This window comes from Stenotrophomonas maltophilia group sp. RY12688 (assembly GCF_052149045.1).
GTDB classification, from domain to species: Bacteria; Pseudomonadota; Gammaproteobacteria; order Xanthomonadales; family Xanthomonadaceae; genus Stenotrophomonas; species Stenotrophomonas sepilia.
This window is the reverse complement of record NZ_CP197389.1, coordinates 1,520,213-1,540,699: the sequence shown is the minus strand read 5'-3', so window position 1 is coordinate 1,540,699 and position 20,487 is coordinate 1,520,213. Positions and strand designations below refer to the sequence as shown.

General features: G+C 63.0%; 34 protein-coding genes, 1 pseudogene and 1 riboswitch. Of the genes and pseudogenes, 28 read left to right on the top strand and 7 right to left on the bottom strand.

Annotation, left to right across the window (positions count from 1 at the left end; all coding sequences use genetic code 11):
- The first annotated feature begins 75 nt into the window (after positions 1 to 75).
- The 23 genes and pseudogenes from ACS0OT_RS07215 (at position 76) to ACS0OT_RS07105 (ending at position 11,457) form a co-directional block, all read left to right on the top strand.
- Positions 76 to 771, top strand: a complete 696-nt coding sequence (locus ACS0OT_RS07215; RefSeq protein ID WP_442256123.1) for a S24 family peptidase — start codon at positions 76 to 78, stop codon at positions 769 to 771.
- A gap of 16 nt (positions 772 to 787) precedes the next feature.
- Positions 788 to 1,318, top strand: a complete 531-nt coding sequence (locus ACS0OT_RS07210) for a hypothetical protein (RefSeq protein ID WP_442256122.1) — start codon at positions 788 to 790, stop codon at positions 1,316 to 1,318.
- 172 nt (positions 1,319 to 1,490) lie between these two features.
- Positions 1,491 to 1,691 carry a hypothetical protein gene (locus ACS0OT_RS07205; RefSeq protein WP_442256121.1) on the top strand — a complete coding sequence of 67 codons (201 nt, stop codon included), beginning with the start codon at positions 1,491 to 1,493 and terminating at the stop codon, positions 1,689 to 1,691.
- Positions 1,692 to 1,694: 3 nt separating this feature from the next.
- A complete protein-coding gene (locus ACS0OT_RS07200; RefSeq protein ID WP_442256120.1) occupies positions 1,695 to 2,003 on the top strand; it encodes a hypothetical protein in 309 nt (102 codons plus the stop codon).
- The gene (locus tag ACS0OT_RS07195) at positions 2,003 to 2,206 is read left to right on the top strand and encodes a hypothetical protein (RefSeq protein WP_442256119.1); all 204 of its coding nucleotides are present in this window, start codon (positions 2,003 to 2,005) and stop codon (positions 2,204 to 2,206) included. Before ACS0OT_RS07200 ends, ACS0OT_RS07195 begins: the two co-directional genes overlap by 1 nt.
- 285 nt (positions 2,207 to 2,491) lie before the next feature.
- A complete protein-coding gene (locus tag ACS0OT_RS07190) occupies positions 2,492 to 2,707 on the top strand; it encodes a hypothetical protein (RefSeq protein ID WP_053505080.1) in 216 nt (71 codons plus the stop codon).
- A gap of 192 nt (positions 2,708 to 2,899) precedes the next feature.
- The gene (locus ACS0OT_RS07185; RefSeq protein ID WP_442256118.1) at positions 2,900 to 3,226 is read left to right on the top strand and encodes a hypothetical protein; all 327 of its coding nucleotides are present in this window, start codon (positions 2,900 to 2,902) and stop codon (positions 3,224 to 3,226) included.
- Positions 3,226 to 3,459 carry a hypothetical protein gene (locus ACS0OT_RS07180; protein ID WP_372483801.1) on the top strand — a complete coding sequence of 78 codons (234 nt, stop codon included), beginning with the start codon at positions 3,226 to 3,228 and terminating at the stop codon, positions 3,457 to 3,459. Before ACS0OT_RS07185 ends, ACS0OT_RS07180 begins: the two co-directional genes overlap by 1 nt.
- On the top strand, positions 3,456 to 3,884 hold the full coding sequence (locus tag ACS0OT_RS07175; protein WP_442256117.1) for a hypothetical protein: 429 nt from the start codon (positions 3,456 to 3,458) through the stop codon (positions 3,882 to 3,884). Before ACS0OT_RS07180 ends, ACS0OT_RS07175 begins: the two co-directional genes overlap by 4 nt.
- 329 nt (positions 3,885 to 4,213) lie before the next feature.
- Positions 4,214 to 4,987, top strand: a complete 774-nt coding sequence (locus ACS0OT_RS07170) for a hypothetical protein (protein ID WP_442256116.1) — start codon at positions 4,214 to 4,216, stop codon at positions 4,985 to 4,987.
- Entirely contained in the window at positions 4,984 to 5,637 is a 654-nt protein-coding gene (locus tag ACS0OT_RS07165) for a lambda exonuclease family protein (RefSeq protein ID WP_442256115.1), read from the top strand. The genes ACS0OT_RS07170 and ACS0OT_RS07165 overlap by 4 nt, the downstream gene beginning before the upstream one ends.
- A complete protein-coding gene (locus tag ACS0OT_RS07160; protein ID WP_442256114.1) occupies positions 5,637 to 6,113 on the top strand; it encodes a single-stranded DNA-binding protein in 477 nt (158 codons plus the stop codon). The genes ACS0OT_RS07165 and ACS0OT_RS07160 overlap by 1 nt, the downstream gene beginning before the upstream one ends.
- Entirely contained in the window at positions 6,113 to 6,487 is a 375-nt protein-coding gene (locus ACS0OT_RS07155) for a hypothetical protein (protein ID WP_442256113.1), read from the top strand. The genes ACS0OT_RS07160 and ACS0OT_RS07155 overlap by 1 nt, the downstream gene beginning before the upstream one ends.
- Complete coding sequence (locus ACS0OT_RS07150) at positions 6,484 to 6,720, top strand: hypothetical protein (RefSeq protein ID WP_442256112.1); 237 nt, start codon at positions 6,484 to 6,486, stop codon at positions 6,718 to 6,720. Before ACS0OT_RS07155 ends, ACS0OT_RS07150 begins: the two co-directional genes overlap by 4 nt.
- Positions 6,717 to 7,508: a hypothetical protein gene (locus ACS0OT_RS07145; RefSeq protein WP_442256111.1), complete on the top strand. Its 792-nt coding sequence runs from the start codon at positions 6,717 to 6,719 to the stop codon at positions 7,506 to 7,508. The genes ACS0OT_RS07150 and ACS0OT_RS07145 overlap by 4 nt, the downstream gene beginning before the upstream one ends.
- On the top strand, positions 7,505 to 8,029 hold the full coding sequence (locus tag ACS0OT_RS07140; protein WP_442256110.1) for a DNA N-6-adenine-methyltransferase: 525 nt from the start codon (positions 7,505 to 7,507) through the stop codon (positions 8,027 to 8,029). The genes ACS0OT_RS07145 and ACS0OT_RS07140 overlap by 4 nt, the downstream gene beginning before the upstream one ends.
- Positions 8,030 to 8,062: 33 nt before the next feature.
- Positions 8,063 to 8,641 (top strand): hypothetical protein, encoded by a 579-nt coding sequence (locus tag ACS0OT_RS07135; RefSeq protein WP_442256109.1) that lies wholly within the window; start codon positions 8,063 to 8,065, stop codon positions 8,639 to 8,641.
- Positions 8,638 to 8,844, top strand: coding sequence for a hypothetical protein (locus ACS0OT_RS07130; protein WP_442256108.1), 207 nt, complete (start codon positions 8,638 to 8,640; stop codon positions 8,842 to 8,844). Before ACS0OT_RS07135 ends, ACS0OT_RS07130 begins: the two co-directional genes overlap by 4 nt.
- Positions 8,841 to 9,080, top strand: a complete 240-nt coding sequence (locus ACS0OT_RS07125; RefSeq protein WP_442256107.1) for a hypothetical protein — start codon at positions 8,841 to 8,843, stop codon at positions 9,078 to 9,080. The genes ACS0OT_RS07130 and ACS0OT_RS07125 overlap by 4 nt, the downstream gene beginning before the upstream one ends.
- On the top strand, positions 9,070 to 9,588 hold the full coding sequence (locus tag ACS0OT_RS07120; protein ID WP_442256106.1) for a hypothetical protein: 519 nt from the start codon (positions 9,070 to 9,072) through the stop codon (positions 9,586 to 9,588). The genes ACS0OT_RS07125 and ACS0OT_RS07120 overlap by 11 nt, the downstream gene beginning before the upstream one ends.
- A 187-nt stretch (positions 9,589 to 9,775) precedes the next feature.
- Entirely contained in the window at positions 9,776 to 10,021 is a 246-nt protein-coding gene (locus tag ACS0OT_RS07115; RefSeq protein WP_442256105.1) for a hypothetical protein, read from the top strand.
- A gap of 273 nt (positions 10,022 to 10,294) precedes the next feature.
- Positions 10,295 to 10,501, top strand: a pseudogene (locus ACS0OT_RS07110) (helix-turn-helix domain-containing protein); the annotation flags it as partial.
- Positions 10,502 to 10,527: 26 nt separating this feature from the next.
- The gene (locus tag ACS0OT_RS07105) at positions 10,528 to 11,457 is read left to right on the top strand and encodes a tyrosine-type recombinase/integrase (protein WP_442256104.1); all 930 of its coding nucleotides are present in this window, start codon (positions 10,528 to 10,530) and stop codon (positions 11,455 to 11,457) included.
- Between the two features lie 171 nt (positions 11,458 to 11,628).
- Here ACS0OT_RS07105 and hemN read toward each other — a convergent pair whose 3' ends face one another.
- The gene (gene hemN, locus ACS0OT_RS07100) at positions 11,629 to 13,038 is read right to left on the bottom strand and encodes an oxygen-independent coproporphyrinogen III oxidase (protein ID WP_053500383.1); all 1,410 of its coding nucleotides are present in this window, start codon (positions 13,036 to 13,038) and stop codon (positions 11,629 to 11,631) included.
- A gap of 44 nt (positions 13,039 to 13,082) precedes the next feature.
- Complete coding sequence (locus ACS0OT_RS07095; protein WP_442256103.1) at positions 13,083 to 13,523, bottom strand: group III truncated hemoglobin; 441 nt, start codon at positions 13,521 to 13,523, stop codon at positions 13,083 to 13,085.
- 179 nt (positions 13,524 to 13,702) lie between these two features.
- Between ACS0OT_RS07095 and ACS0OT_RS07090 the strand changes: the two genes are divergently transcribed.
- Both ACS0OT_RS07090 and ACS0OT_RS07085 read left to right on the top strand, forming a co-directional pair.
- Positions 13,703 to 13,990: a hypothetical protein gene (locus ACS0OT_RS07090; RefSeq protein WP_014036651.1), complete on the top strand. Its 288-nt coding sequence runs from the start codon at positions 13,703 to 13,705 to the stop codon at positions 13,988 to 13,990.
- Entirely contained in the window at positions 13,987 to 15,036 is a 1,050-nt protein-coding gene (locus tag ACS0OT_RS07085; protein WP_442256102.1) for a 4Fe-4S dicluster domain-containing protein, read from the top strand. The genes ACS0OT_RS07090 and ACS0OT_RS07085 overlap by 4 nt, the downstream gene beginning before the upstream one ends.
- A gap of 9 nt (positions 15,037 to 15,045) precedes the next feature.
- Here the strand turns inward: ACS0OT_RS07085 and ACS0OT_RS07080 are convergent, their stop codons facing one another.
- Together ACS0OT_RS07080 and ACS0OT_RS07075 are read right to left on the bottom strand one after the other, a co-directional pair.
- Positions 15,046 to 15,282 (bottom strand): hypothetical protein, encoded by a 237-nt coding sequence (locus tag ACS0OT_RS07080; protein ID WP_005416001.1) that lies wholly within the window; start codon positions 15,280 to 15,282, stop codon positions 15,046 to 15,048.
- A gap of 359 nt (positions 15,283 to 15,641) precedes the next feature.
- Positions 15,642 to 15,845: a hypothetical protein gene (locus tag ACS0OT_RS07075; protein ID WP_005416000.1), complete on the bottom strand. Its 204-nt coding sequence runs from the start codon at positions 15,843 to 15,845 to the stop codon at positions 15,642 to 15,644.
- A gap of 111 nt (positions 15,846 to 15,956) precedes the next feature.
- Here ACS0OT_RS07075 and ACS0OT_RS07070 point away from each other — a divergent pair, with 111 nt between their 5' ends.
- Positions 15,957 to 16,358 carry a helix-turn-helix domain-containing protein gene (locus ACS0OT_RS07070; RefSeq protein WP_061478466.1) on the top strand — a complete coding sequence of 134 codons (402 nt, stop codon included), beginning with the start codon at positions 15,957 to 15,959 and terminating at the stop codon, positions 16,356 to 16,358.
- A 22-nt stretch (positions 16,359 to 16,380) separates the two neighbouring features.
- A riboswitch (Fluoride riboswitch) is annotated at positions 16,381 to 16,444 on the top strand.
- An 81-nt stretch (positions 16,445 to 16,525) separates the two neighbouring features.
- Entirely contained in the window at positions 16,526 to 16,918 is a 393-nt protein-coding gene (gene crcB, locus ACS0OT_RS07065) for a fluoride efflux transporter CrcB (protein ID WP_053500374.1), read from the top strand.
- Between the two features lie 3 nt (positions 16,919 to 16,921).
- On the opposite strand, the gene ACS0OT_RS07060 is transcribed toward crcB, so the two are convergent.
- A complete protein-coding gene (locus ACS0OT_RS07060) occupies positions 16,922 to 17,755 on the bottom strand; it encodes an AraC family transcriptional regulator (protein ID WP_065195794.1) in 834 nt (277 codons plus the stop codon).
- Between the two features lie 189 nt (positions 17,756 to 17,944).
- Between ACS0OT_RS07060 and ACS0OT_RS07055 the strand changes: the two genes are divergently transcribed.
- On the top strand, positions 17,945 to 19,021 hold the full coding sequence (locus ACS0OT_RS07055) for an alpha/beta hydrolase family protein (RefSeq protein ID WP_134970132.1): 1,077 nt from the start codon (positions 17,945 to 17,947) through the stop codon (positions 19,019 to 19,021).
- Positions 19,022 to 19,043: 22 nt separating this feature from the next.
- On the opposite strand, the gene ACS0OT_RS07050 is transcribed toward ACS0OT_RS07055, so the two are convergent.
- Positions 19,044 to 19,313 (bottom strand): hypothetical protein, encoded by a 270-nt coding sequence (locus tag ACS0OT_RS07050; protein ID WP_005415995.1) that lies wholly within the window; start codon positions 19,311 to 19,313, stop codon positions 19,044 to 19,046.
- Positions 19,314 to 19,531: 218 nt separating this feature from the next.
- Positions 19,532 to 20,446 carry an ADP-ribosylglycohydrolase family protein gene (locus tag ACS0OT_RS07045; RefSeq protein ID WP_111202148.1) on the bottom strand — a complete coding sequence of 305 codons (915 nt, stop codon included), beginning with the start codon at positions 20,444 to 20,446 and terminating at the stop codon, positions 19,532 to 19,534.
- Positions 20,447 to 20,487: the final 41 nt, after the last annotated feature.

Below are 20,487 nucleotides of genomic sequence, written 5' to 3'. Positions count from 1 at the left end.
AGTAAGCCTGTCTTACCTTGCGTGTCAAGTGTCGCTTACGTGGAAACGCGTAAGGCGTTCTTACACAATGCCGGGATGAAAAGCTCCCTCTGGCAACGCATCAAGCTGGCCCGCACCACGGCGGGAATGACTCAAGAGCAAGTCGGCGCGAAGCTGGGTATCAGCCGCGCCGCCGTAGCACAGTGGGAAGCCATGCAGGCCGAGAAGAGAACTACCCCGTCTAGAGACAACCTGAAGGACTTTTCGCGGGTTACAGGCGCGCCATTGGCGTGGCTCTATGACGACGACTCCGACCTTGTGATGCCTTCTTCACATTCAGTCTCAGAAGTCTCAGAGATTGAGAGTGAGCCGGGATATGTTCGCGTCCGTCAACTAGATGCGGAGGCTGGCATGGGAAGCGAGATTGAAAACCTGGACGCCCCTGAGGTCATTCGGGCAATCGACTTCGAATCGAGCTACATCCGTAGCATCGTTGGGTATATGCCGCCGCCAGGTCGGCTGTGCCTGATCGCTGGACGTGGCGACTCGATGATTCCCCTGATCCAGCCCGGAGACACGGTGGTGGTAGACACGGGGGTTACGTCTTTTGATGGAGATGGCGTCTACCTGATCAACATGGGCAACGGGCATCAGATCAAGCGCCTACTCGACAGAGGCGTAATCCATGTTGCGAGCGAGAACCCGAGCTATGGCGCCCCATTCCCGATTCCGGACGGAACGCTGATTGGCGGGAAGGTCTATCTGCGCAACAGGATCGACAGGTTCAACTAAAGAAAAGGGGGCGGATATGGAAATCAGAGAAGTTGAGGAAAAGTGGTGGCATCGTTTGTTCAACGTCCTTGCTGGGCTTTTTTGGCTCTTCCTCACATTAGTAGCTGTCTATCTGGCCTGGGAGGGATCGAGAACCCACGAGTACAACTACTCTTGGCAGCCTGGCTACAAGGCCCAGGGTGTGGAGAGCAAGTGTTGGGCAGTCAGCTATCCAGAGACGATTAGTTCGATTGCCTATTGCGGCGACTTCACCAAGGCATCCGACATTGTGAATAGCATGGTGTCGTCGAACTTCATCACTCGCCCTGAACAGATTCCATCGCCGAGAAACGAATACTCAGACGCCAGGGTGATAGAGAGTATCGAGAAGAAGGCAGAGTTGAAGTACTCGTCTTACATGAAGACGGATCGGTCCGAATTGCTCGAGGGGCTGTTTTACGCTGGCCTCTTCTCTGCCATCGTTTGGGGATCACTTCTTGGCGTGTATAAGGCTCTTATCTACATAGTTCACGGGCCTCGAGTGCGGCTTGTGAGGCGATCGATCTAGACACAGCACCAAAGGCCCCCTAGGGGCCTTTTTTATGAACGGAATTCATGCCGTTCATAATTCGCTTACGCAACGATGTAAGTTTTGCTTGACTCCATAGTAAGCGCGGCTTACCTTATCTCCAACGCCCCACCACACCCACTACCGGGCCAGGGGCTAGGAGACGAAGGCAGTGGACAAGACCTTTGAAGTTGAGCTGGTCAGGGCATCGGAAGGAACCGACGAGCAATCCGTCGTAACCATCGAACGCCGAGAAGACGAGGTTTGGCTGTCTTCGGCCAGCGGCCTGCTGACCCTGATGATTGCCCTCCTCCCCTCCGAAGCCGTGACCATCGGCGAGCAGCTGATCGCTGCTGGTAAGGCGGAGGTCTGAGCCATGGGCCTGCACACCGCCAACGACATCGCCCGCAACGCCCAGCGGAGCTACGACGCCCGCCTGCCGGATGACTCCGAGCGTTGGGACGCGATCAACGACGTGGCCAACGAGTGCATTGAAGAGGAACGGGTCGGCGAAATGGTGCAGGCCCTGGTCGATGCGCTTCCGGTCCTTTCGAAGCTGTCACGAATCCCCGGCCTGAGCGCGCCCGAGGCAGTGAACGCAATGGCTCTGTTCAAGCTGGCCCTGAGTCTCGACAACAAGGTCGATGAGCAGGCCCGTCTCTTCTCTGACGTGAGGAACAGCTAATGGTCATCCAGTTCCCGGTACAGACCGACTTCCAGCTGCACATGTTGCAGAGCATCCGCGCCCACTGCGCTCGCAACGGGCTGGATCGCCGGAAGGTAGAACGCGACTTCATGGCTTCTGGCTGCACGAAGCAGGCGCAGAACGCGCTGTGGGAGTCGACGCGTCAACACAACCTGGGCCACGGGCCGAAGGGGGCTGCGTGAAGCCGGATTGGAAGGATGCGCCGTTTGGTGCCGAGTTTCTTGCAATGGATGGAAGCGGCTGCTGGTTTTGGTACGCGAGTGAGCCGAGCTGGGATGCGTCCCACCATGCGTGGAAAGGCGGGCAGCCAATCAAGTTTGCAGGAGATTCTGTGCCGGCCTCAAACACCTTGGAGCGCCGCCCATGACCCGCTTCCTCCTCTCCCCCTACGCCCCGCTGGCAGCAATGGCGCTGATCGCGGCCTACGTGCTGACGAAGCTGGCACTCATCGTTAATGGAGTTGTGTTGTGACTGGAAAGACGCATACGGAATTGCTTGGCGATTGGATCAAGGTCGCCGACGAGCTGTCCGCCAAGAACAGGACGCTGGAAGGCCGCGTGATGCAGCTGACCGAAAAGGTGTCGTCGCTGGAAGAGGATGCGGCGAGATACCGGTTCCTCCGCGACCAGCACAGTTGCGCGTGGGAAGAGGAACTGGATGCCGAGATTGAGGCATCGAAATGACCATCCGCGCCCACCTAGACTCTGACTTCAACCGACTCTTCCCCTCCATCCCGAAGCCCGATCCGCTGGGCGTCATGTGTGGTGGATGTGGAGAGAGAAATCCAGACAGGCGCTGCATTGGCTGCCTTCATGACTTCGGGCCGGTAGACGCCGACGAGACGAACCATGGCCCTTGCGCACAGGGGGATTGCGATGAGTAAGCACACGCCGGGCCCTTGGATCATCGACCCGAAATTTCTCTGCGAAGTGCAGACCGCTGACCACAAGACCATCGCCAGTTGCTGGGAACGAAGGGATGCGGGATCGCACATCGAGGTAACAGGAACGCTCGAGTGCAGCGAAGAGGTGAGCATCGCCAACGCCCGCCTGATCGCCGCCGCGCCGGATCTGCTGGAAGCGCTGATCCGGCTCGAAGCGGAGCTAGTCGAAGACAAGTACGGCGAGTGCTACGAGCCTTCCCCATTCGAGAACCTGGCACTCGCACGCGCCGCCATCGCCAAGGCCACGGGAGAAGCCTAATGCGCACCCACTACCTGGTATTGGCTTCGTGCATCGGCCTGATCGTCTTCCTCTGCTGGGCTGCGTGGTTCACCTACAAGTACGAGGCGTATCACATCACGGCCTGCGCACTGTTGGTCGCCCTGATCGATGCGTTCTTCATCTACGACGAGCTGCACATCATCCGCAAGAAGCGCAACGACCGATTCAAGCAGCCGCCGCTCACCACCGAACATGAAGGAGTTAGGAAATGATCAACGCATGGCAGATCTACATGGTGATGCAGCTCGACAGCATTAGCGCAGCCCTTGTTGTCATCTCTATCGCTCTAGTCATTGCAAGCATCGTAGCTGCATTCAAGTACGACACTGCAAAGACACTGAGAAAAATCTATGCGGACAGCAGGACCTCCCACGGATCTCAGGAATACAGCAAGTACGACGCAAGCGTGCGGAGTGCGGGGCGGACCTTCAAGAAGGCAATCATCATTGCAGCAACATCGATGATGCTCGCGGCCCTCCTGCCGTCCAGCAAAACAGCAGCAGCGATGATCGTCATCCCCGCAATCGCTAACAACGAGCGATTCCAGGCTGAGGCGGGCGACCTTTACAAGCTTGCTAAGCAGGGCCTGCAGAAGCTCGTAGCCGACGAACAAGACAAGAAGCCTGCCGCCGAGTAAGCGGGGCTGAGTTCTACGGAGGGAGTGCGGAGTGGTGATCCGCAGCAACGAGTGCAGCGAGAGAGACGGCAAGCTCAAAACGCCCACGGGTAGGTTGGTTTCGCACCGACTGGAGCCCGTTCTTAACAGGAACAGAAAGAGGGCAATCCGGACAAGCCGTAGCCCCAAGCCGGAGACACACCACCGGCCCCTCCACCCAATCCCCTGCCCTGTCGCTCACAAGCGCTGGCACCTACATAGAGGCACACATGAACGCAGTAGTGCAGTTCCAACCAGCGGTAGACACCTACGGGTCGCGCTCCCTGACGGCCGCAGATGTCCGCGCCCAGGTGAACCTGATGCAGGACGTCATGATCGAGGTCATGCGTGATGGGACCCACTACGGGACCATCCCCGGCACCAAGTCCAAGAGCCTCTACAAGGCTGGCGCCGAGAAGCTGATGGCGACGTTCCGGCTTGCAGCCAAGCCGGAGGTTACGGACCTGTCCGAGGGCGGCGAGATTGCCTACCGCGTGACGGTGAACTTGCTGTCGGCCAGCGGCTCATTCATCGGTGCCGGTATCGGCGAGTGCAGCAGCGCCGAGGACAAGTACAGCTGGCGCGCGGCCATCTGCGACGAGGAATTCGATGCAACGCCAGAGAACCGTCGCCGCATCAAGTTCAGCAAGTACCAGGGCCGCGTCGAGAAGAAGAAGCAGGTCCGCACCAATCCGGCTGACGTGGCTAACACCATATTGAAGATGGCAAAGAAGCGCGCCCAGGTCGATGCGGTCATCACCGCCACTGCGGCCTCCGACATTTTCACGCAAGACATTGAGGACCTGCCGGAGGAAGTGGTGGCCGAGATCGTTGGCCGGCACACCCCGCAGTCGTCGGTGGCAGCTGCAGCGGTCCAGCAGACCATCCCGTCTGGCCCGGAGCGCGAAGCCGCTGACAAGGAGGCCATGGAGGCCGCACGCAAGGGCGTGGAAGCGTTCCGCCAGCTGTGGGCTGGCTGGCCGAAGGAGAAGCGACGCCTAGTGTCCGACCTGATGCCCAAGTACCAGGCCGAGGCTGAGAAGGTAAGCGCGCCCTCCGTGGTTGCCGAGGAGGTCCAGGAATGATCGACCAGCGCAGCGACGAGTGGTTCGCGGCCCGCGCTGGCCGGATCACCGCGTCCCGGATGAATGACGTGATGGTCGAACGTGAGCGCGGCGAGTTCAAGAGTGGCCCCCGCAAGGGTCAGCAGAAGCCGCAGCCCAAGGCCCTTACTGACTACGCCCACCAGCTTGCAGCCGAGCGACTGACCCTGCGTCCGCGCAAACAGGTCAAGGCCGCAGCGCTGGCATGGGGCCAGACGGTCGAGCCTGCAGCTGTAGCCGCCTACCAAGCCGAGACGGGCGTGATCGTCACCCCGGCGGAGTTCATCCTGCATCCCAAATACGACTTCATCGGCGCGTCCCCCGACTTCCTGGTGGGCGATGACGGCGGCGGCGAGATCAAGTCGCCGGAGTCCAGTGAAGTGCATCTGGAAACGCTGCTGACCGGCCTGCCGCCCGAACACATCGAGCAGATCCAAGGCGGCCTGTGGGTCACCGGTCGGCAGTGGTGGGACTTCGTCAGCTTCCACCCGGACTTCCCGGAATCGCATCGGATCTACATCCAACGCGTCCCACGGGATGACGAGTACATCGAACGCCTTGAATCGGCCTGCCTACAGATGGAAGCCGATGTGCAAGCAATTCTCGCCCAACTGAATCGGAGTGCAGCGTAATGGCCCGTGGAATCAATAAGGTGATCTTGGTCGGCAATCTCGGCAACGACCCGGACGTGAAGTACACCCAGGGCGGCATGTGCATCACGCGCATTTCGCTTGCTACCACCAGCGTTCGCAAGGACAAGGACGGCAACCAGCAGGAACGCACCGAGTGGCACCGTGTGGTCTTCTTCGGAAAGCTCGGCGAGATCGCTGGCGAGTACCTGCGCAAGGGTTCCACGGTCTACGTGGAAGGTTCGCTCAAGTACGACAAGTACACCGGCCAGGATGGCGTGGAGAAGTACTCCACGGACATTGTCGCCAATGAGATGCAGATGCTCGGCGGCAAGCAGGAGGGCCAGTCAGGCGGCACCAGCTCCCGCCGAGGCGGTCAGGAGCAGCGCGAGAGGCCGCAGAGGGCTACGGATCAGCCGCCGATGGATGACTTCGCGGATGACAACATTCCATTCGTGTCCATGCGGGGGGGCTGGTGATGGAAAGGATCAAACGCTACCACTGGAACGGCGACCAGTCTCGAACCGGAGAACTCGTCCTCCACTCCGACCACGAGGCAGAGTTAGCCCGCCTGCGCGCTGACCTTGAAGGTTACATGATGGGTGCAGTCGCTGAGGCGCGTGAGGTTGATGCGCGTGGAGAAGAGATTAAGCGCCTGCGCGCTGAGCTACAGAACGCCGCCAAGGCCGCGCTAGATGCCGTGGCGCTGGCCTGCGAGAAGGAGCGCGAGGCTGATGCGCTGCGGGTCAAGGCTGAACGTTACGACTGGATTCGCCGTAATGCAGTTCTGGACGGAGCCAACGGAGATCAGTTTGATTCGGAAATAGACGAAGCCATGGGAGCCGACGCATGAACACCGACAACAAGACCCTGGCTGTTGATGTGCTGGCGGTGATCATGGAGTCCGCCGATGTCATGCGAGAAGACGGCTACACCCACCGGGCGATACCGCTTGAAGAAGCCCATGCCGCATTGGCCGAGATGATCGAGGAGGCTGAAAAGATTGAGGCGTTCATCCATCGGGTTGGCATGCATTGCAAGCCATTCTCTTCCGCCCTCGCCCGCGTCAAAGGAGAATCAGCATGAGCACTGACAAGACCCTGGCGGACGTGCAGCCCGGTGGGAAGGCGAGACTGGGGGACGGGCTGCCGGAAGCCGTGGCCCAAGCACTCGCCACTGTGAACGAAGCAGCCAACGATGCTCGGCACGCTGGCAACTACAAGGTAGCAAATGCACTGGTCACCGCACGCATCACCCTGAGCAAGCAGCTGCTCGCCCTCTCCGCCCAGCCCTCCCCGGGTGGTCAGGGGGAGGCGCGGGAGCAGTTCGAAACTTGGGCAACATCCCGTGGATGGCCAATCCAACAATGGGAGGGCGGTCTCCAGCGTTATTGCAGCTACGACACCGAAAGAATGTGGGAGGCATTCCAAGCAGCCCTCGCCGCCCGCCAGCCGGTGGAGTTTGAACGCGCAATCCCTACCCGCCGCCGTGAGTCAGCCGTGGAACTGCTGCTGCAACTCGGCTTCGTCTGGAACAACCAGCGCTGGGAAGATCGACGCCAGCCGGTGGGGGAGCCCGTCACCGATGCTGGTCGCTCGGCAGCATACGACGCTATCGACCGATTCCTCCGCAACAACATGGATGACGAGGCTTACGCGGCATATGTCGAGCATCTTGAAGCGCTGTGGGCGGCAGTGCCTGCGCAGGCCGTGGACCTGGGGGAAATGCCAGACGGCTGGCGCCTGAGCAAGAAAGCAACCTGCTACCAGCTCTCGCACGGGAACGAAATCATCGGCAACTTGGTCGGGCCGGATGCAGAGGAGAACGCGGCAATCATCGCTCGCGTCCTCGACAGCCAGGCGGTGGGCAAATGAGCCGTGCGCACCCTTACGCCGCACGACCGGAGGCAGCCACTCACACGTGGCTGACACCTCCAGAGATCATCGCGGCACTCGGCACGTTCGACCTGGACCCGTGCGCTGCGCCATCGCCGCGTCCGTGGCCGACCGCCTCCCGGCACATCGAGTTGCCGGAAGATGGTCTGACTGCGGAGTGGCATGGCCGGGTGTGGTGCAACCCGCCATTCGGGCGTCACACCGAGGCATGGCTGGCGCGCATGGCCGATCACGGGAACGGGATCGCACTGGCCTTCGCTCGCACCGAGACAGCGATGTTCCAGCGTTACGTGTGGCGTCGAGCCAATGCCGTCCTGATGCTGGCAAACCGGCCTCATTTCCACCGTCCGGACGGCACCCGGGCACGTGGCAATAGCGGCGGCCCGATCTGCCTGATCGCATATGGAGAGGCAAACCGCCGCGCCTTGATCGACAGCGGCCTGCCCGGTGCTGTCATCGTCGTGCACCACTTCCAGCAGAAGGAGCCGACCAATGGCTGACCAGCTGCTCACCGCTGCAATGGAGGACTACGTATGCGAGTTCTGATCGCCTGTGAGTACAGCGGCACAGTCCGTGACCAGTTCATAGGGGGGGGGCACGAGGCGATGAGCTGTGATCTCCTTCCGACCGATGTTCCTGGTCCGCACTACCAAGGCGACGTGCGCGACGTGCTGGACTACCCGTGGGACCTGATGATCGCCCATCCCCCATGCACCCACCTGTCGGTTAGCGGTGCGCGGCACTTCGAGGCCAAGCGCATGGACGGGCGGCAGCAGTCGGCGGTGTCGTTCTTCATGATGCTGGCAAAGGCAGATATCCCCATGATCGCCATTGAGAACCCGGTTTGCATCATGTCCTCGGTATGGCGAAGGCCTGACCAGGTCATCCAACCGTGGCAGTTCGGCCACGGGGAGACAAAGGCGACCGCATTGTGGTTGAAGGGCCTGCCTCGGCTGGCACCCACCAACATTGTGGAAGGCCGTGAGGATCGAATCCACCGTATGGCGCCCGGACCTGACCGCTGGAAGGAACGCAGCAAGACCTATCCGGGTATTGCCGCAGCGATGGCTGACCAGTGGGGATCAATTCTGAGCCTGAGGAGGACCGCATGACCTGGAAGCCAATCAGCAGCGCGCCGAGGGATGGGAGCTGGGTGATGCTTGGGATCGTTGGTCGCAAAGAGATTCTGCTTGCGTACTGGCACCGGCTGCATCAGGCATGGTGGGGCCAGAATGGATCAACCGGCGAATGGGAGAAGTGGCAGAAGGCGACGCACTACCAGCCCCTACCCGAGCCGCCGAAGGAGACGGAATGATCGAGAACACCGCCATCTCAGGAAAGCTGGCCGTGGCCGAGACCACCGATGGGGCCTTCTGCTTCATCGGCGAGATTGAGGGGCGCATTGAGGAGCCGTGCTACCTGATCCGGCATGACGGCAGGCAGCAGGCATGGATTCAGCGCCTGACCCGCGAAGCCACCACGGAAGAGACCATTGACTACTGGAAGCAGCGCGCACTGCGGGCTGAGAAGGAGACCGACGATGGACGTTGAACAGAGGGCGCGGAAAATGCTCGCTCACGTTTACTGCTGCGACGCATCCGAGCTTTCAAAGGAGGAAGTTAGGGCGGCACGCGCAGTGCTCGCCTACCAGTCTGCGGTAACTCCACCCGACGGCTATGTAGTCGTGACCCGCAATGAGGCAGGCCAGGCCGTGGCAGTCACACGGCAGGACGACGATGGCCGGATTCTGTCGGTGATCGCGGAGTTGGGGCCGTCTGCTGGCTGGGCTGCCGCAGCAGATCGCGAGTTGGTCGCTGCTGAACTTGGCGTGGCGAAGATTGACGACTCCACGGATGTTGCAGCCGCAAAACTGCGCGAACTGATCGACTGGCACGTCAGCGTTGCGACCGATCCTGCTGTTAACGGCGGCTACGTGCTGGTGCCGGTGGAGCCGACCAAGGAAATGTTGGATGCGGGCTACGGGTTCGAGGACGGATATCCGGTTGATCCAGACCTGTATCGAGCCATGCTCGCCGCGCGCCCGGGGGTGAAGCCGTGAGCTACAACGAGCTTATTCGCAGGTACAAGCACCAGCGCCGCCGCAATGCCAGAACTATTCGAGAGCGTAACGAAACTATCAGAAGGCTTGAGACGAGGGCGCAGGTGTTGAAAGAAGTCGTGGATGATTACCGATGGATTGTCCGCATCCTCCGCGAGGTGATAGATGAACTGCAGGAGGCTAAGCCGTGAGTACAGCACACTCAATCGCGCTGGGCATCCTGATCGCTATTGGACTACTCTCGGTCATAGGCTTCATCCAGCTGTTGATGCTTCCGCTCGATATCGCAAGCCGAGTATTAATTGGTTTTGCTGATGCCAAACTGCGGGCGCATGAGGAAGAGCAAGCCTACCGCAAGCAGATTGAAGCAGAGGTGGCGCGGGAACAAGCGAAGACGCGGTGCAGAGAGGAGGTGCCGGATGGGCGCGGCTGATCGGGTCAAGATGTTCGGCTTCTTCACCATCATGGCTTGGGCCAGTCTGTTCAAGCCAAGGAATGGGCGCGAGATGATTGATCGCGCTCAGGAAGGGGCGGATGCATACGCCCTGCGCCGGACAATGGACGCCATCCGTGGGGCCAGTCTTCGGTGGGGAACGGACCAGTGTGGGTGCCATGCCTGCGCGGACTTTGGCCTGAGCAGCCGCATGATCCTTTGCCCCACTTGCGGGAACAAGCGCTGCCCGAGGGCTAACGATCACCGCAATGAATGTTCGGGCAGCAACGAGCCTGGACAGGAAGGGAGTGCGTATCCGTGAGCGCAGCTGAGAAGTTGATGACCCTGGCGCAGGCGGCAGACCACTGCGCTTGCCACCCCCGAACCCTTCGCCGCGCCATCGATAATGGCGAGTTGGCAGCCTGCCGATTAGGCCAAGGGCCGAAGTCAGACAGGATTCACCCCGTAGACCTGGCCGTATGGCTGGGCAAGTGCAAGGTAAAGGTATGCCCGTCACCAAGCGTCCCAACGGACACTATCAAGTCACCATCGGATACGGCGGACGAACGTATCGCAAGACTTCTCGCCACTGGTCCTTCAAGGACGCGCGGGAGTACGAGCGCAAGTGGCTCGCGTCCGTCAAAGACGTTGCGGCTGGTCGTGAACCGGAACGGCTGATTGCTGAGGCGGTGGAGCGCTGGTTGACCGACCATGTGCCACGCCTGCGCTCGGCGACCAAGACGAAGGCCCACGTTCGGGCGCTGCTGCCCTATATCGCTGGTCGGAAGCTGGGGGAGATTGCCCAGGTATGGGCGGAGATCAAGGCGGCAGAGATCGGGAAGGCTCCGGCCACGGTCAACCACAAGGGTCGCATCCTGCGGCAGATCAGCCGGATGGCATGGCGCGAGTGGGGCTGGCTGGAACGTCCAGCGGCAATTAGCCTGCTTCCAGAGAAGCCGCGAGAGACGTTCCTGACGCTCGATCAGGTTGAGGCGCTGGCTAGCGCGTGCCCCAACGCTGCGGCGGGCGACTATGTGCGGCTGGCAGCGTATACGGGCATCCGGCGCGGGCACCTGCTGCGCCTGACGGCTCACGACGTACGCGGCGGGTTCATCCATCTGGACCGAACGAGCAAGACGCGGACGCTGCAACTGGTGCCTCTGCATCCGAAGGTGGCAGGGATTGCAGCGCGGCTTCCGCTGGGCACCTCAGACGATCAGGTCAGGGATTCGTGGGCCAAGGCGCGTGAGGCGTGTGGCCTGCAACACGTCCGCTGGCATGACCTTAGGCACACTTGCGCCTCCTGGCTTGTCATGGCTGGCGTACCGCTGCACACGGTGTCGGAAGTGCTTGGGCACAGCTCTATGGCGATGACCCGCCGCTATGCCCACCTGTCGCCGGAACACCTGTCAGATGCCATCAAAAAGATGGCCTGATCCTGTGCAGTTTCTGTGCAGTGAATGGGTCAAAACAGGTCATTTCAGTCCTGCCCTGGCCTATACAAATCAAATAGTTGCGCTACATCAGGTGACTTAAAATCCGCCGGGGGCAACCCCATGCCGGTTCGATTCCGGCTCCGGGCACCATCGCACTTTTCACGACGAACGTCAGATCGCACGCGAGTAGCGCGGCTGCTCGCAGGCCGCACGCAGGTACGGGTCGAAGCACATCGCCAGCAGCCGCAGCAACGGCCGTCCAGGCTCGCTGGCGCGCACTACACCGTCACGGTACTCGGCCAGACCGTCCTCCTGCAGCCGCTGCACCGAACGCAGGTCTTCGGCGAAGTACTGCTCGAAATCCACGCCATGGCGCTGGCCCAGCACCGCACCGTCCACTTCGCCCTGGCACATCAGCTGCTGGATCAGTTCTGCGCGCAGCTGGTCGTCGGCGCTGAGCGCCACGCCGCGCCACACCGGCAACTGCCCCTGGTCCACGGCATCCTCCCATGACGGCAGGTCGCGCGGATTCTGGCTGTAGGTGGCACCGATGTGGCTGATCGCACTCACGCCCAGGCCGAGCAGATCGGTATCGGCGTGGGTGGTATAGCCCATGAAATTGCGATGCAGCTGCCCGGCGCGCTGCGCGCGTGACAGATCTTCTTCCGGCAGTGCGAAGTGATCCATGCCGATGTACTGGTAGCCCGCAGTGGAGAGCCTCTCCACCGCCAGGCCCAGCAGCGCCAGCTTGTCTTCCGGCGAAGGCAAGCGGCGTTCGTCGATCTGCTTCTGTGCGCGGAACAGATGCGGCAGGTGTGCGTAGCCGTACACCGCCAGGCGATCCGGGCGCAATGCCAGCACCCGTTCCAGGGTGCGGCCAAACCCTTCCAGGCTCTGTCCCGGCAGCCCATAGATCAGGTCGACGTTGACCGAACGCATGCCGCTGTCGCGGCAGGCCTGCAGGATGTCCAGCGTCTGCTGCACGCCCTGCACGCGGTTGATCGCTTCCTGTACCTGTGGGTCGAAATCCTGCACGCCCAGGCTGGCGCGGTTGAAGCCCAGCCGCGCCAGCATGGCGACATCGCGGGTATCGATGAAGCGCGGATCGAGTTCGATCGAGAAATCGCGCTGCGGTGAATCGCTGAAATCGAAGCGCCGGCGCAGCCCTTCCACCAGCGTGGTCATCGCCTCGGCCTCGAGGAAATTCGGCGTGCCACCGCCCAGGTGCAGCTGGATGACTTCACGGCCGTCCTCGAACTGCGGCGCCAGCAGGTCGGCCTCGGCCAGCACGCGCGCGACGTAGCTGTGGCCACGGCCGCGGTCGCGGGTGATCACCCGGTTGCAGCCGCAGTAGAAGCAGGGACTGGAGCAGAACGGTACATGCACGTACAGCGACAGCGCGCGGGCCAGCTGGTTGCTGTCGGCGATTGCCTGGCGCAGCGCCGGCGCATCGAAGCCATCGTGGAAGTGAGGCGCGGTCGGATACGAGGTGTAGCGCGGCCCCGGCCGGTCATGCCGGCGCAGCAGGTCGGGGTCGAAGGTCCAGGCAAGACCGCCGGCGGCGGGTGAGAACGTGTCCATGCCGCCAGCATCGCGCCGGGCGGACGCCACCGCCTTGACCCAGATCAATCGCGGGTGGGGATTTCCAGCACCGGCAGGCCGACCTGCGGCCAGCGCAGCATCTGGTAGCGCTTCCAGAAGGTGTCACCGATGCGCGCGGCCACGTCGTTGGCCAGCGCCTGCATGGGCGGGTTGCCGCACTCGGCGGTGGTGATCCGGAACAGCACCAGCCAGCGGTCGAACAGGTCCTTGTCCAGCTCGATGGCCATGTGCTTGGACATCGGCGAGCCCTTGAAGCGGCGCGTGCCGCGCAGCATTGCCGACCAGAAATCGACCAGCTGCGCCAGATGTTCCGGCCAGTCGTGGACGTGTGCCTCGAACACAGGCCCCAACCGCTCCTCCTCGCGCACGCGTGCATAGAAGTCGTGGACCAGGCGGGTCACTTCCTGCTCAGTGCACAGCCGGGGCGAGGCGACGGGCAGGACAGGCGGCGATATTGCGTTCATCGGGGTATCCAAAGCTTGCCGGCAGTGTGCCGTAGCCGGCCGGCACCGCCGTTGATCCAGATCAATGTCGGCGCAGTCCGCTGCACCTAGTCTGGCATTCCTGCAGGAAGCATGCCCTGCGGATGCTGCGCCAGCCTCGGCGGAGTATACGCGCCGCCCTCATTCCGACCCGGGACAGCATGAACAGACCCTCTCCCAGCCGCCGCCAGCAGCTGATCCAGCACTGGGGCGCCATCCTCTGGCCCAGCTTCATCGCTGCAGGCCTGGCCAGCGTGGTGTTCTTCGCCTTTGTCGACCCGCTGCGTCTGCAGGCGATCAGCTTTCCGGGTACGGCGATCAGCCGCGAACTGGGCTATACGGCAGGATTCTTCATGTTCTGGTCGGTGACCGCACTGTCCAGCGCGGTCACTTGGTACCTGCAGCGACCGATGCCAAGCGACGACGACGACGAGCTGCCGCTGGGATGAGTACGGCCTGCACCGGAATCCCACGCCGCTGGCATTGGCGCGCCGCACTCAGCATGCTCTTGCTGGCCTTGTTCTATGCCCTGCCATGGCTGCGCTGGAATGGGCGGCAGGCCCTGCTGCTGGACATCAACGCACGGCGCTTTGACCTGTTTGGCTGGACATTGTGGCCCGGCGATGTTGGCGTGCTGATAGGGTTGCTGGCGGTGCTGGCGGTGGGCCTCGCGCTGCTCACCCACCTCGTCGGCCGCATCTGGTGCGGCCACGCCTGCCCACAGACGCTATGGCGCCGCGCCTTCGACTGGATTGCGCGCGCCATGGCCCGGGCCTTGCCAGCGCCCGCCGTGCGCCCTGCCACCCAGGTGGCATGGGGGCTGCTGTCGCTGTGGACCGGCATCACGTTCGTCGGTCTGTTCAGCCCGATCGAAGAACTGGTGGCCGCCGCGCCGCATGCCGGCTGGAGCGGCTGGGAAACGTTCTGGGTGCTGTTCTATGCCGCCGCCACCTGGGGCAATGCCGGCTTCCTGCGCGAGCAGGTGTGCCGTTCGCTGTGCCCGTTCGCGCGCCTGCAGCCGCTGCTGACCGATCCGCATACACCCCGCATGTTGTACGACGCGCGCCGCGGCGAACCGCGCGGCATGCGTCCGTCGGGGCTGGGGGGCGTGCTCGGACGCGGCCGTGGCCTGCTCGACCCGACCACCGCACAGGACTACGTGTTCCGCGCTGCACATCCGCTGCTGGCCGGACCGATGCCCACCTTCAGCGCCGACCGCCTGGGCGACTGCACCGATTGCGCTGCCTGTGTCAGCGCCTGCCCGATGCAACTGGATATCCGCCAGGGACCTCAGGCCGATTGCCTGGCCTGCGGCGCCTGCCTGGAGGCCTGCTCGCGGCAGCAGCACCAGGCCGGTTTCGGCACGGGGCTGGTGCGCTACTGCAGTCCGCAGGCCATGGCCGGGCAACCGCGGCAATGGTGGCGACCGCGGACCCTGGCACTGCTGTCGATACTGCTGGCGCTGTTGGCCTGCGGCGCCTGGCGCCTGCTTTGAATCAACGGATCAACGCGGCCCGTTGGCGTGCGGCGGCACCAGCTGCGCACGTCGGACGATGCCCAGCTGCTCGATGATCAGCGCCATTTCATTGGTGACTTCGGTACGCTCGGTCCCCTGCGGGACCAGGCGGTCCAGCACCTGCTGGTAGGTATCCCAGAACGCCGGACCGCATCCGTGTTTGTGATAACTGGCTTCCAGTTCGCGGCGTACCCGTTCAGCCAAGCCATGCATGCCGTATTCCATACGACCTCCGTTGGACTTGTTCTGCATCGTTGACGGTCTACCGACTCACTTGCGAGCTACTGAAAGACTCCCGGGCTTCACGTCCGGTTGATCCCAATTAGTCATAGATTTCACGACAGGTCAATTACATACCGCGACTTTCGTGATCGAAATTATTAATCGTTCACGAAACCACATACGGGGAGACGGGGTGCCCGGATGGGCCGGACCCGACACACTGCCCCGATTTCCCCGGCCCCGCCCTGGTAGGCGCCATTGATGGGCCAGCCCCGTTTCATCGAAGTTTCCAATATTGCTAAGCATACTTAGCAAATGCCGCTTAGGGTGCTATATGCGACAAAAGGCGGCGCAGTTTAGGCTTACTCGCCCTGCGTATCCTCAGTCGCGGGGAACAGGTTGGGATAGCGCTGATGCAGGATGTATTGGCGTAGCGCAGGAATCGGGAAGTTCTTGGGCCATTGCGACACGGCAGATCGGCTTATGCCAAAAAAGCGCGCCAGTTCGGCATCGGTCCGGAAACCCAGCCGGGCGCGTACCTGCCCCTTGCTCCAGAATTCGGTCACGGTCGGTCCTTCTGTTAACCAGACTTATTCTTGGAACAAGGGAACTTTGCGATCCACGCGTTAAGCTGGCTTGCATAGATGAATACTCTCGGCCAACGACTCGCCATTGCCATGAAGAAAGCCGGGCACCCTCGCCCGGCCGATCTGGCCCGCGCCGCCGATTCGACGACGGCAACCATCAGCAACTGGCTCAACGACCATGTCAGCCCCGCCCATGTGAAGGCCGAACAGCTGTTCCGCATCGCCGATGCGGCCAAACTGGACGCGCGTGAACTGCTGTACGGCGTGAGCGGGCTTGGCGTCGGTGAGCGGGGCAATACCTATATCCCCAGCCAGGCCCACCTGGATGTCTGGCAGGACGCCTACGAACTGGTCAGCCATCTGGTGGAGGAGAAGGGATTGCAGATCGACCATCGCCGCCACGCGGCCCTGGACCTGCTGGCCTTCGAACTGCTGATGGACGGCTTCAGCCGCAGCAAGGTCATCCGGGTGCTGACGACCTCGATGACGTGAATGCACTACCACTGGTAGCATGGTCGCGGATGGGGATGGGGCTCCCCCGATAACCGCCCGAAAGGGCTGATGGCTCCTGCCAGGACGAACCGGTCTTCGTCGATGGCGGGCCATGCCTGTCGTCGGCGTTCGCCATCGAATCAGCGAACCCGCAACCGAGGCATGTGATGCACGCATTGAACAATTATCTGCTGGTCTTCGTCGGCGGCGGGCTCGGCGCCTGCCTTCGCCATGCCTGCAACCTGATCGGTACGCGGGTAGCGGTCGGCAGCCCGTGGCCGTGGTCGACCTTCCTGATCAACATCAGCGGTGCACTGCTGATGGGCGCGCTGGTCGAAGCCTTCGCCCTGCGCAATGGCGCGTCGCCGCAGCTGCGCCTTCTGCTGGCCACCGGCGTCCTCGGCGGCTACACCACGTTCTCCACCTACGCGCTGGAAATCGGTCTGCTGCTGCAGCGCGGCCAGCATGGCCTGGCAGCGTTGTACGCCGGCGGTTCGGTGGCACTGGGCCTGGTTGGCCTGTTCGGTGGCATGAAACTGGCCCGGCTGGTGCTGGGCTGAGGCTCAGCCCGCGCCGGCGCGGGCCTGTCCGCGCCACTCCCGCGGCGACTGCCCGGTATGTGCCTTGAATGCGCGCGACAGCGCGGCTTCGCTACCATAGCCAACGTCATCAGCGATCCGCTTCAACGGGCGCCCCTGACGCAGTGCCTGCTGCGCCAGGCCCACCCGCCAGCCCTGCAGGTACTGGCCCGGGGTGGTACCCATCGCCTCACGGAAACTGGCAGCAAATACGCTGCGTGACATGCCGGCCACCTCGGCCAGGTCTTCCAGGGTCCAGGACTGTGCGGGCGCTTCATGCATCGCCACCAGCGCCAGCCGCAGCCGCGGATGCCCCAGCCCGGCAAACAGGCCACCACGCATCTTCCCCCCTTCCATCAGCTGCCGCAGCACCTGGATCATCACCACCTCGAACAGCCGGTTGACCATCGCCGCACGACCGCAGCGCTGCTCGAAGGCTTCTTCGAAAAGCAGCTCCAGCGCTGCGTTGCCGCCGTACAAATCGGCCAGCGGCAGGCAGATGAAATCGGGCAACGCCGCGCTGATCGGGTTGAGCCGCCCGCCCTCGAAATGCAGATTGGCGCAGGCCATGTCGGCGCCGTGCTGCGGATCGGTGCTGAACCGATGCGGCATCGGCCGTGGGTACAGCAGCAGGCTCGGCACCTCGACCTGGACGGTCTGCTGGCCATGGCTGACCTGCAACGGGCCACGTCGCACCAGATGCAGCTGCCCGGCGTCATCCTCGCCCGCCAGCGAGTTGATGCCGCACAGCGCGCCGGCATGGAACACCGAGGCGGTAACCGCAAAGCGTTCAAGCAGAATGGCGAGACGGTCGACCATGACGGGACCCTGGGTAAAGTAGAAAGAGATCAAGGCGACACATCGTATCGGAATCACCCCCGTAGCGGACGTGATCAACTCGGGGAGCGGGCGCCCCCCCCCCCAGCCCGCCCTTCCTGCGGCAGTGCAGCGCGCGCAACATTTCGCTGGCATCTATGCTCGGGGTCATTCCCGCATGGAATGACCCCGATGCCCGCCCTGCTTCGATGCGCCCTCGCCCTCGGCCTGCTGCTGCCTTCGACGACCTTGCTGGCGTCAGCGCCAACGGCGGCACGCACGCTGAGCGGCGAGCTGCAGGGCGCGCCGTGGCGCCTGGACGTGCCGGCCGACTGGAACGGTGACCTGGTGATGCTGGCGCACGGCTACGAGCCGGTAGGCGTGCCACGTGCTACGCCGATGGCCGCCAATGACGGCACCGCGCCACTGCTGGCTGCAGGCTACGCCGTCGCGCAGAGCGCCTATGCCAGCCAGGGCTGGGCGGTGGCCGATGCGATCACCGACATGGAACGCCTGCGCCGGCATGCAGTGGCTGAACTCAAGCATGTGCGCCATGTCTGGATGCTGGGATTTTCGATGGGCGGCGCCGTGACCCTCGCCAGCCTCGAGCGGTTCCCGCAACACTACGCCGGTGGTGTGTCGCTATGCGGCGCCAATCTCAGTGGCGAACAGATCGCGAGTAATCTGCTGACCACGCTGGTCGCTTTCGATTACTTCTTTGCCAAGGCCGAAGGCCTGCCGGCTGCGGGACTGGTCTCACGCGAAGCGGCTGCGCTGCCACAGGGCGAACTGTACCAAGGCATCTCCAATGCGCTGCAACGCAGCCCGTCACATGCCGCGTTGCTGGCACAGCGGCTGCAGGTGTCCGCTGATGCACTGGCCGGAACGATCAGCCTGCATGCACTGGTCCTGCACGAACTGGCCACGCGCAGTGGCGGCATGCCGGTGGGCAACAGAGGTGTGGCTTACAGCGGCTTCGGTGACGACATGGCGTTCAATGCCGGCGTGCAACGTGTCGATGCCGTGCCTGCCGCGCGGGCCGCTGTCCGCAGGGAGCTGGCATTGAGCGGTGCGTTGAGGCGACCGCTGGTGATCCAGTTCAACAACAACGACCCGACGATCGTGCCGCGCATGCAGACGGTGTATCCGCGGACGGCCGCTCGGGCCGGCGCCCGTCCGCTGCCACAGGTGCTGCCGCCCGTTGGCGAAGGCCATTGTGGCTTCTCCGGCGCGCAGATCATCGAGGCGTTGAAGGCCGCGCAGCGTTGAGCAATCGCGGCCCGCGCGCAGCTCAGCCGCCCAGCGTGCCCATCGTGAAGGTGTAGCCCGAGCTCATCAGGAATTCGCGCATGCGCATTTCCGCGCGCCGTGGTGAGGCCAGGTTGGCCGGCGCGTACAGGGCATATACCAGGCCCGACCCTTCGATATGCTCGCGGCGCACCCCGCAGCGGGCGGTTTCCGAGGCGATGACCCATCCGTCCTTCAGCCGATCAGGGCCAATGGATTGCCCGTTCTTCAAGCGGAAGGTCAACCAGCGCACATCTGCCGTGACTTTGCTCATTTCCGTTTCGCTCCGTGGCTGGAACGACGCGTGATGTCCTTGCTCGCCATTGCGGCTCCCTGAGACGTGGAACTCGACCATAGCGCCTTTCCATGTCGTGGCCGGCTGAGACTGGCGACCGGGGCGCGGCGAACGGCTGCAGGTGAAGCAGCGCGGCGTCGGAAATGGCGGCCGCAGGGAGCGCCCTGCCGGCGCAGTTCACAGGCAGGCAACCCGACTCACGCAGCGCAGTCGCTGCCCTGATTCAAGGCGTGCAGCGCATCGGCCAGCGCCTGGATTTCGGCACGCAGGGCCAGCCGCTGCAACCACCGCCCGGGGATTCCGCGCGCACCATGGAATGCGCCCGCCAGCTGCCCCGCAATGGCGGCCGTGGTGTCGGCGTCCTCGCCAAGATTGGCCGCCTCGAGTACGACGGCTTCAAAGGTGTCGTGGCGATCAAAGCACCAGAGTGCAGCTTCCAGACTGTCGACAACATAGCCATTGCCACGGATCTGCTCACGCGCGGCACCGCGGTAGCCGCCCGCCGCGATCTGCCGCAGCCGCGCGCTCTCGACAGGGACATTGCTGAGATCCAGCACCGCGTCACGGGTGCCACCTGCCAACGCCCGCTCCAGCGCGACCGCCAGCAAGCGGCACGCCTCCAGGCACTCCTGCGCAGCGTGCGTCGTTCGCGAACTCAGCGCGGCCATTGCCTGCAGGTCGGGAGTCCCGGCGTAGCGCAATGCCACCGGCGCCAAACGCATGATCGAGCCATTGCCAGCGCTGCGTGGGTCGTCACTACCCGCCAGCGGTTGGCCGTCCTGCAGGAACCGGTCGATGGCAGCCCGCGTTGCCATACCGATATCGAAGCACTCGCCGGTCGCACTCCAGTACCCATGCTGGTACCAGTTGGCGTAGCGGTTCATCTGATCGTGCACATCCAAGGTGTCACAACGCACCAGGCTCTCGGCCAGGCACATCGCCATGGAGGTATCGTCGGTCCATTGCCCCGGCTGCAGCTGGAACGGCCCACCACCCACCATGTCGGTGATCGGGATGAAGCTGCCACGAGGCTTGAACTCCAGCGTGGTACCGACGGCATCGCCGCACGCGAGGCCGAGCAAGGCGCCGCGGAAGTGATCAATCTGGTTCATCACACGAGTGTAGCGCCACCGCATCTGCCATGACTGACTGC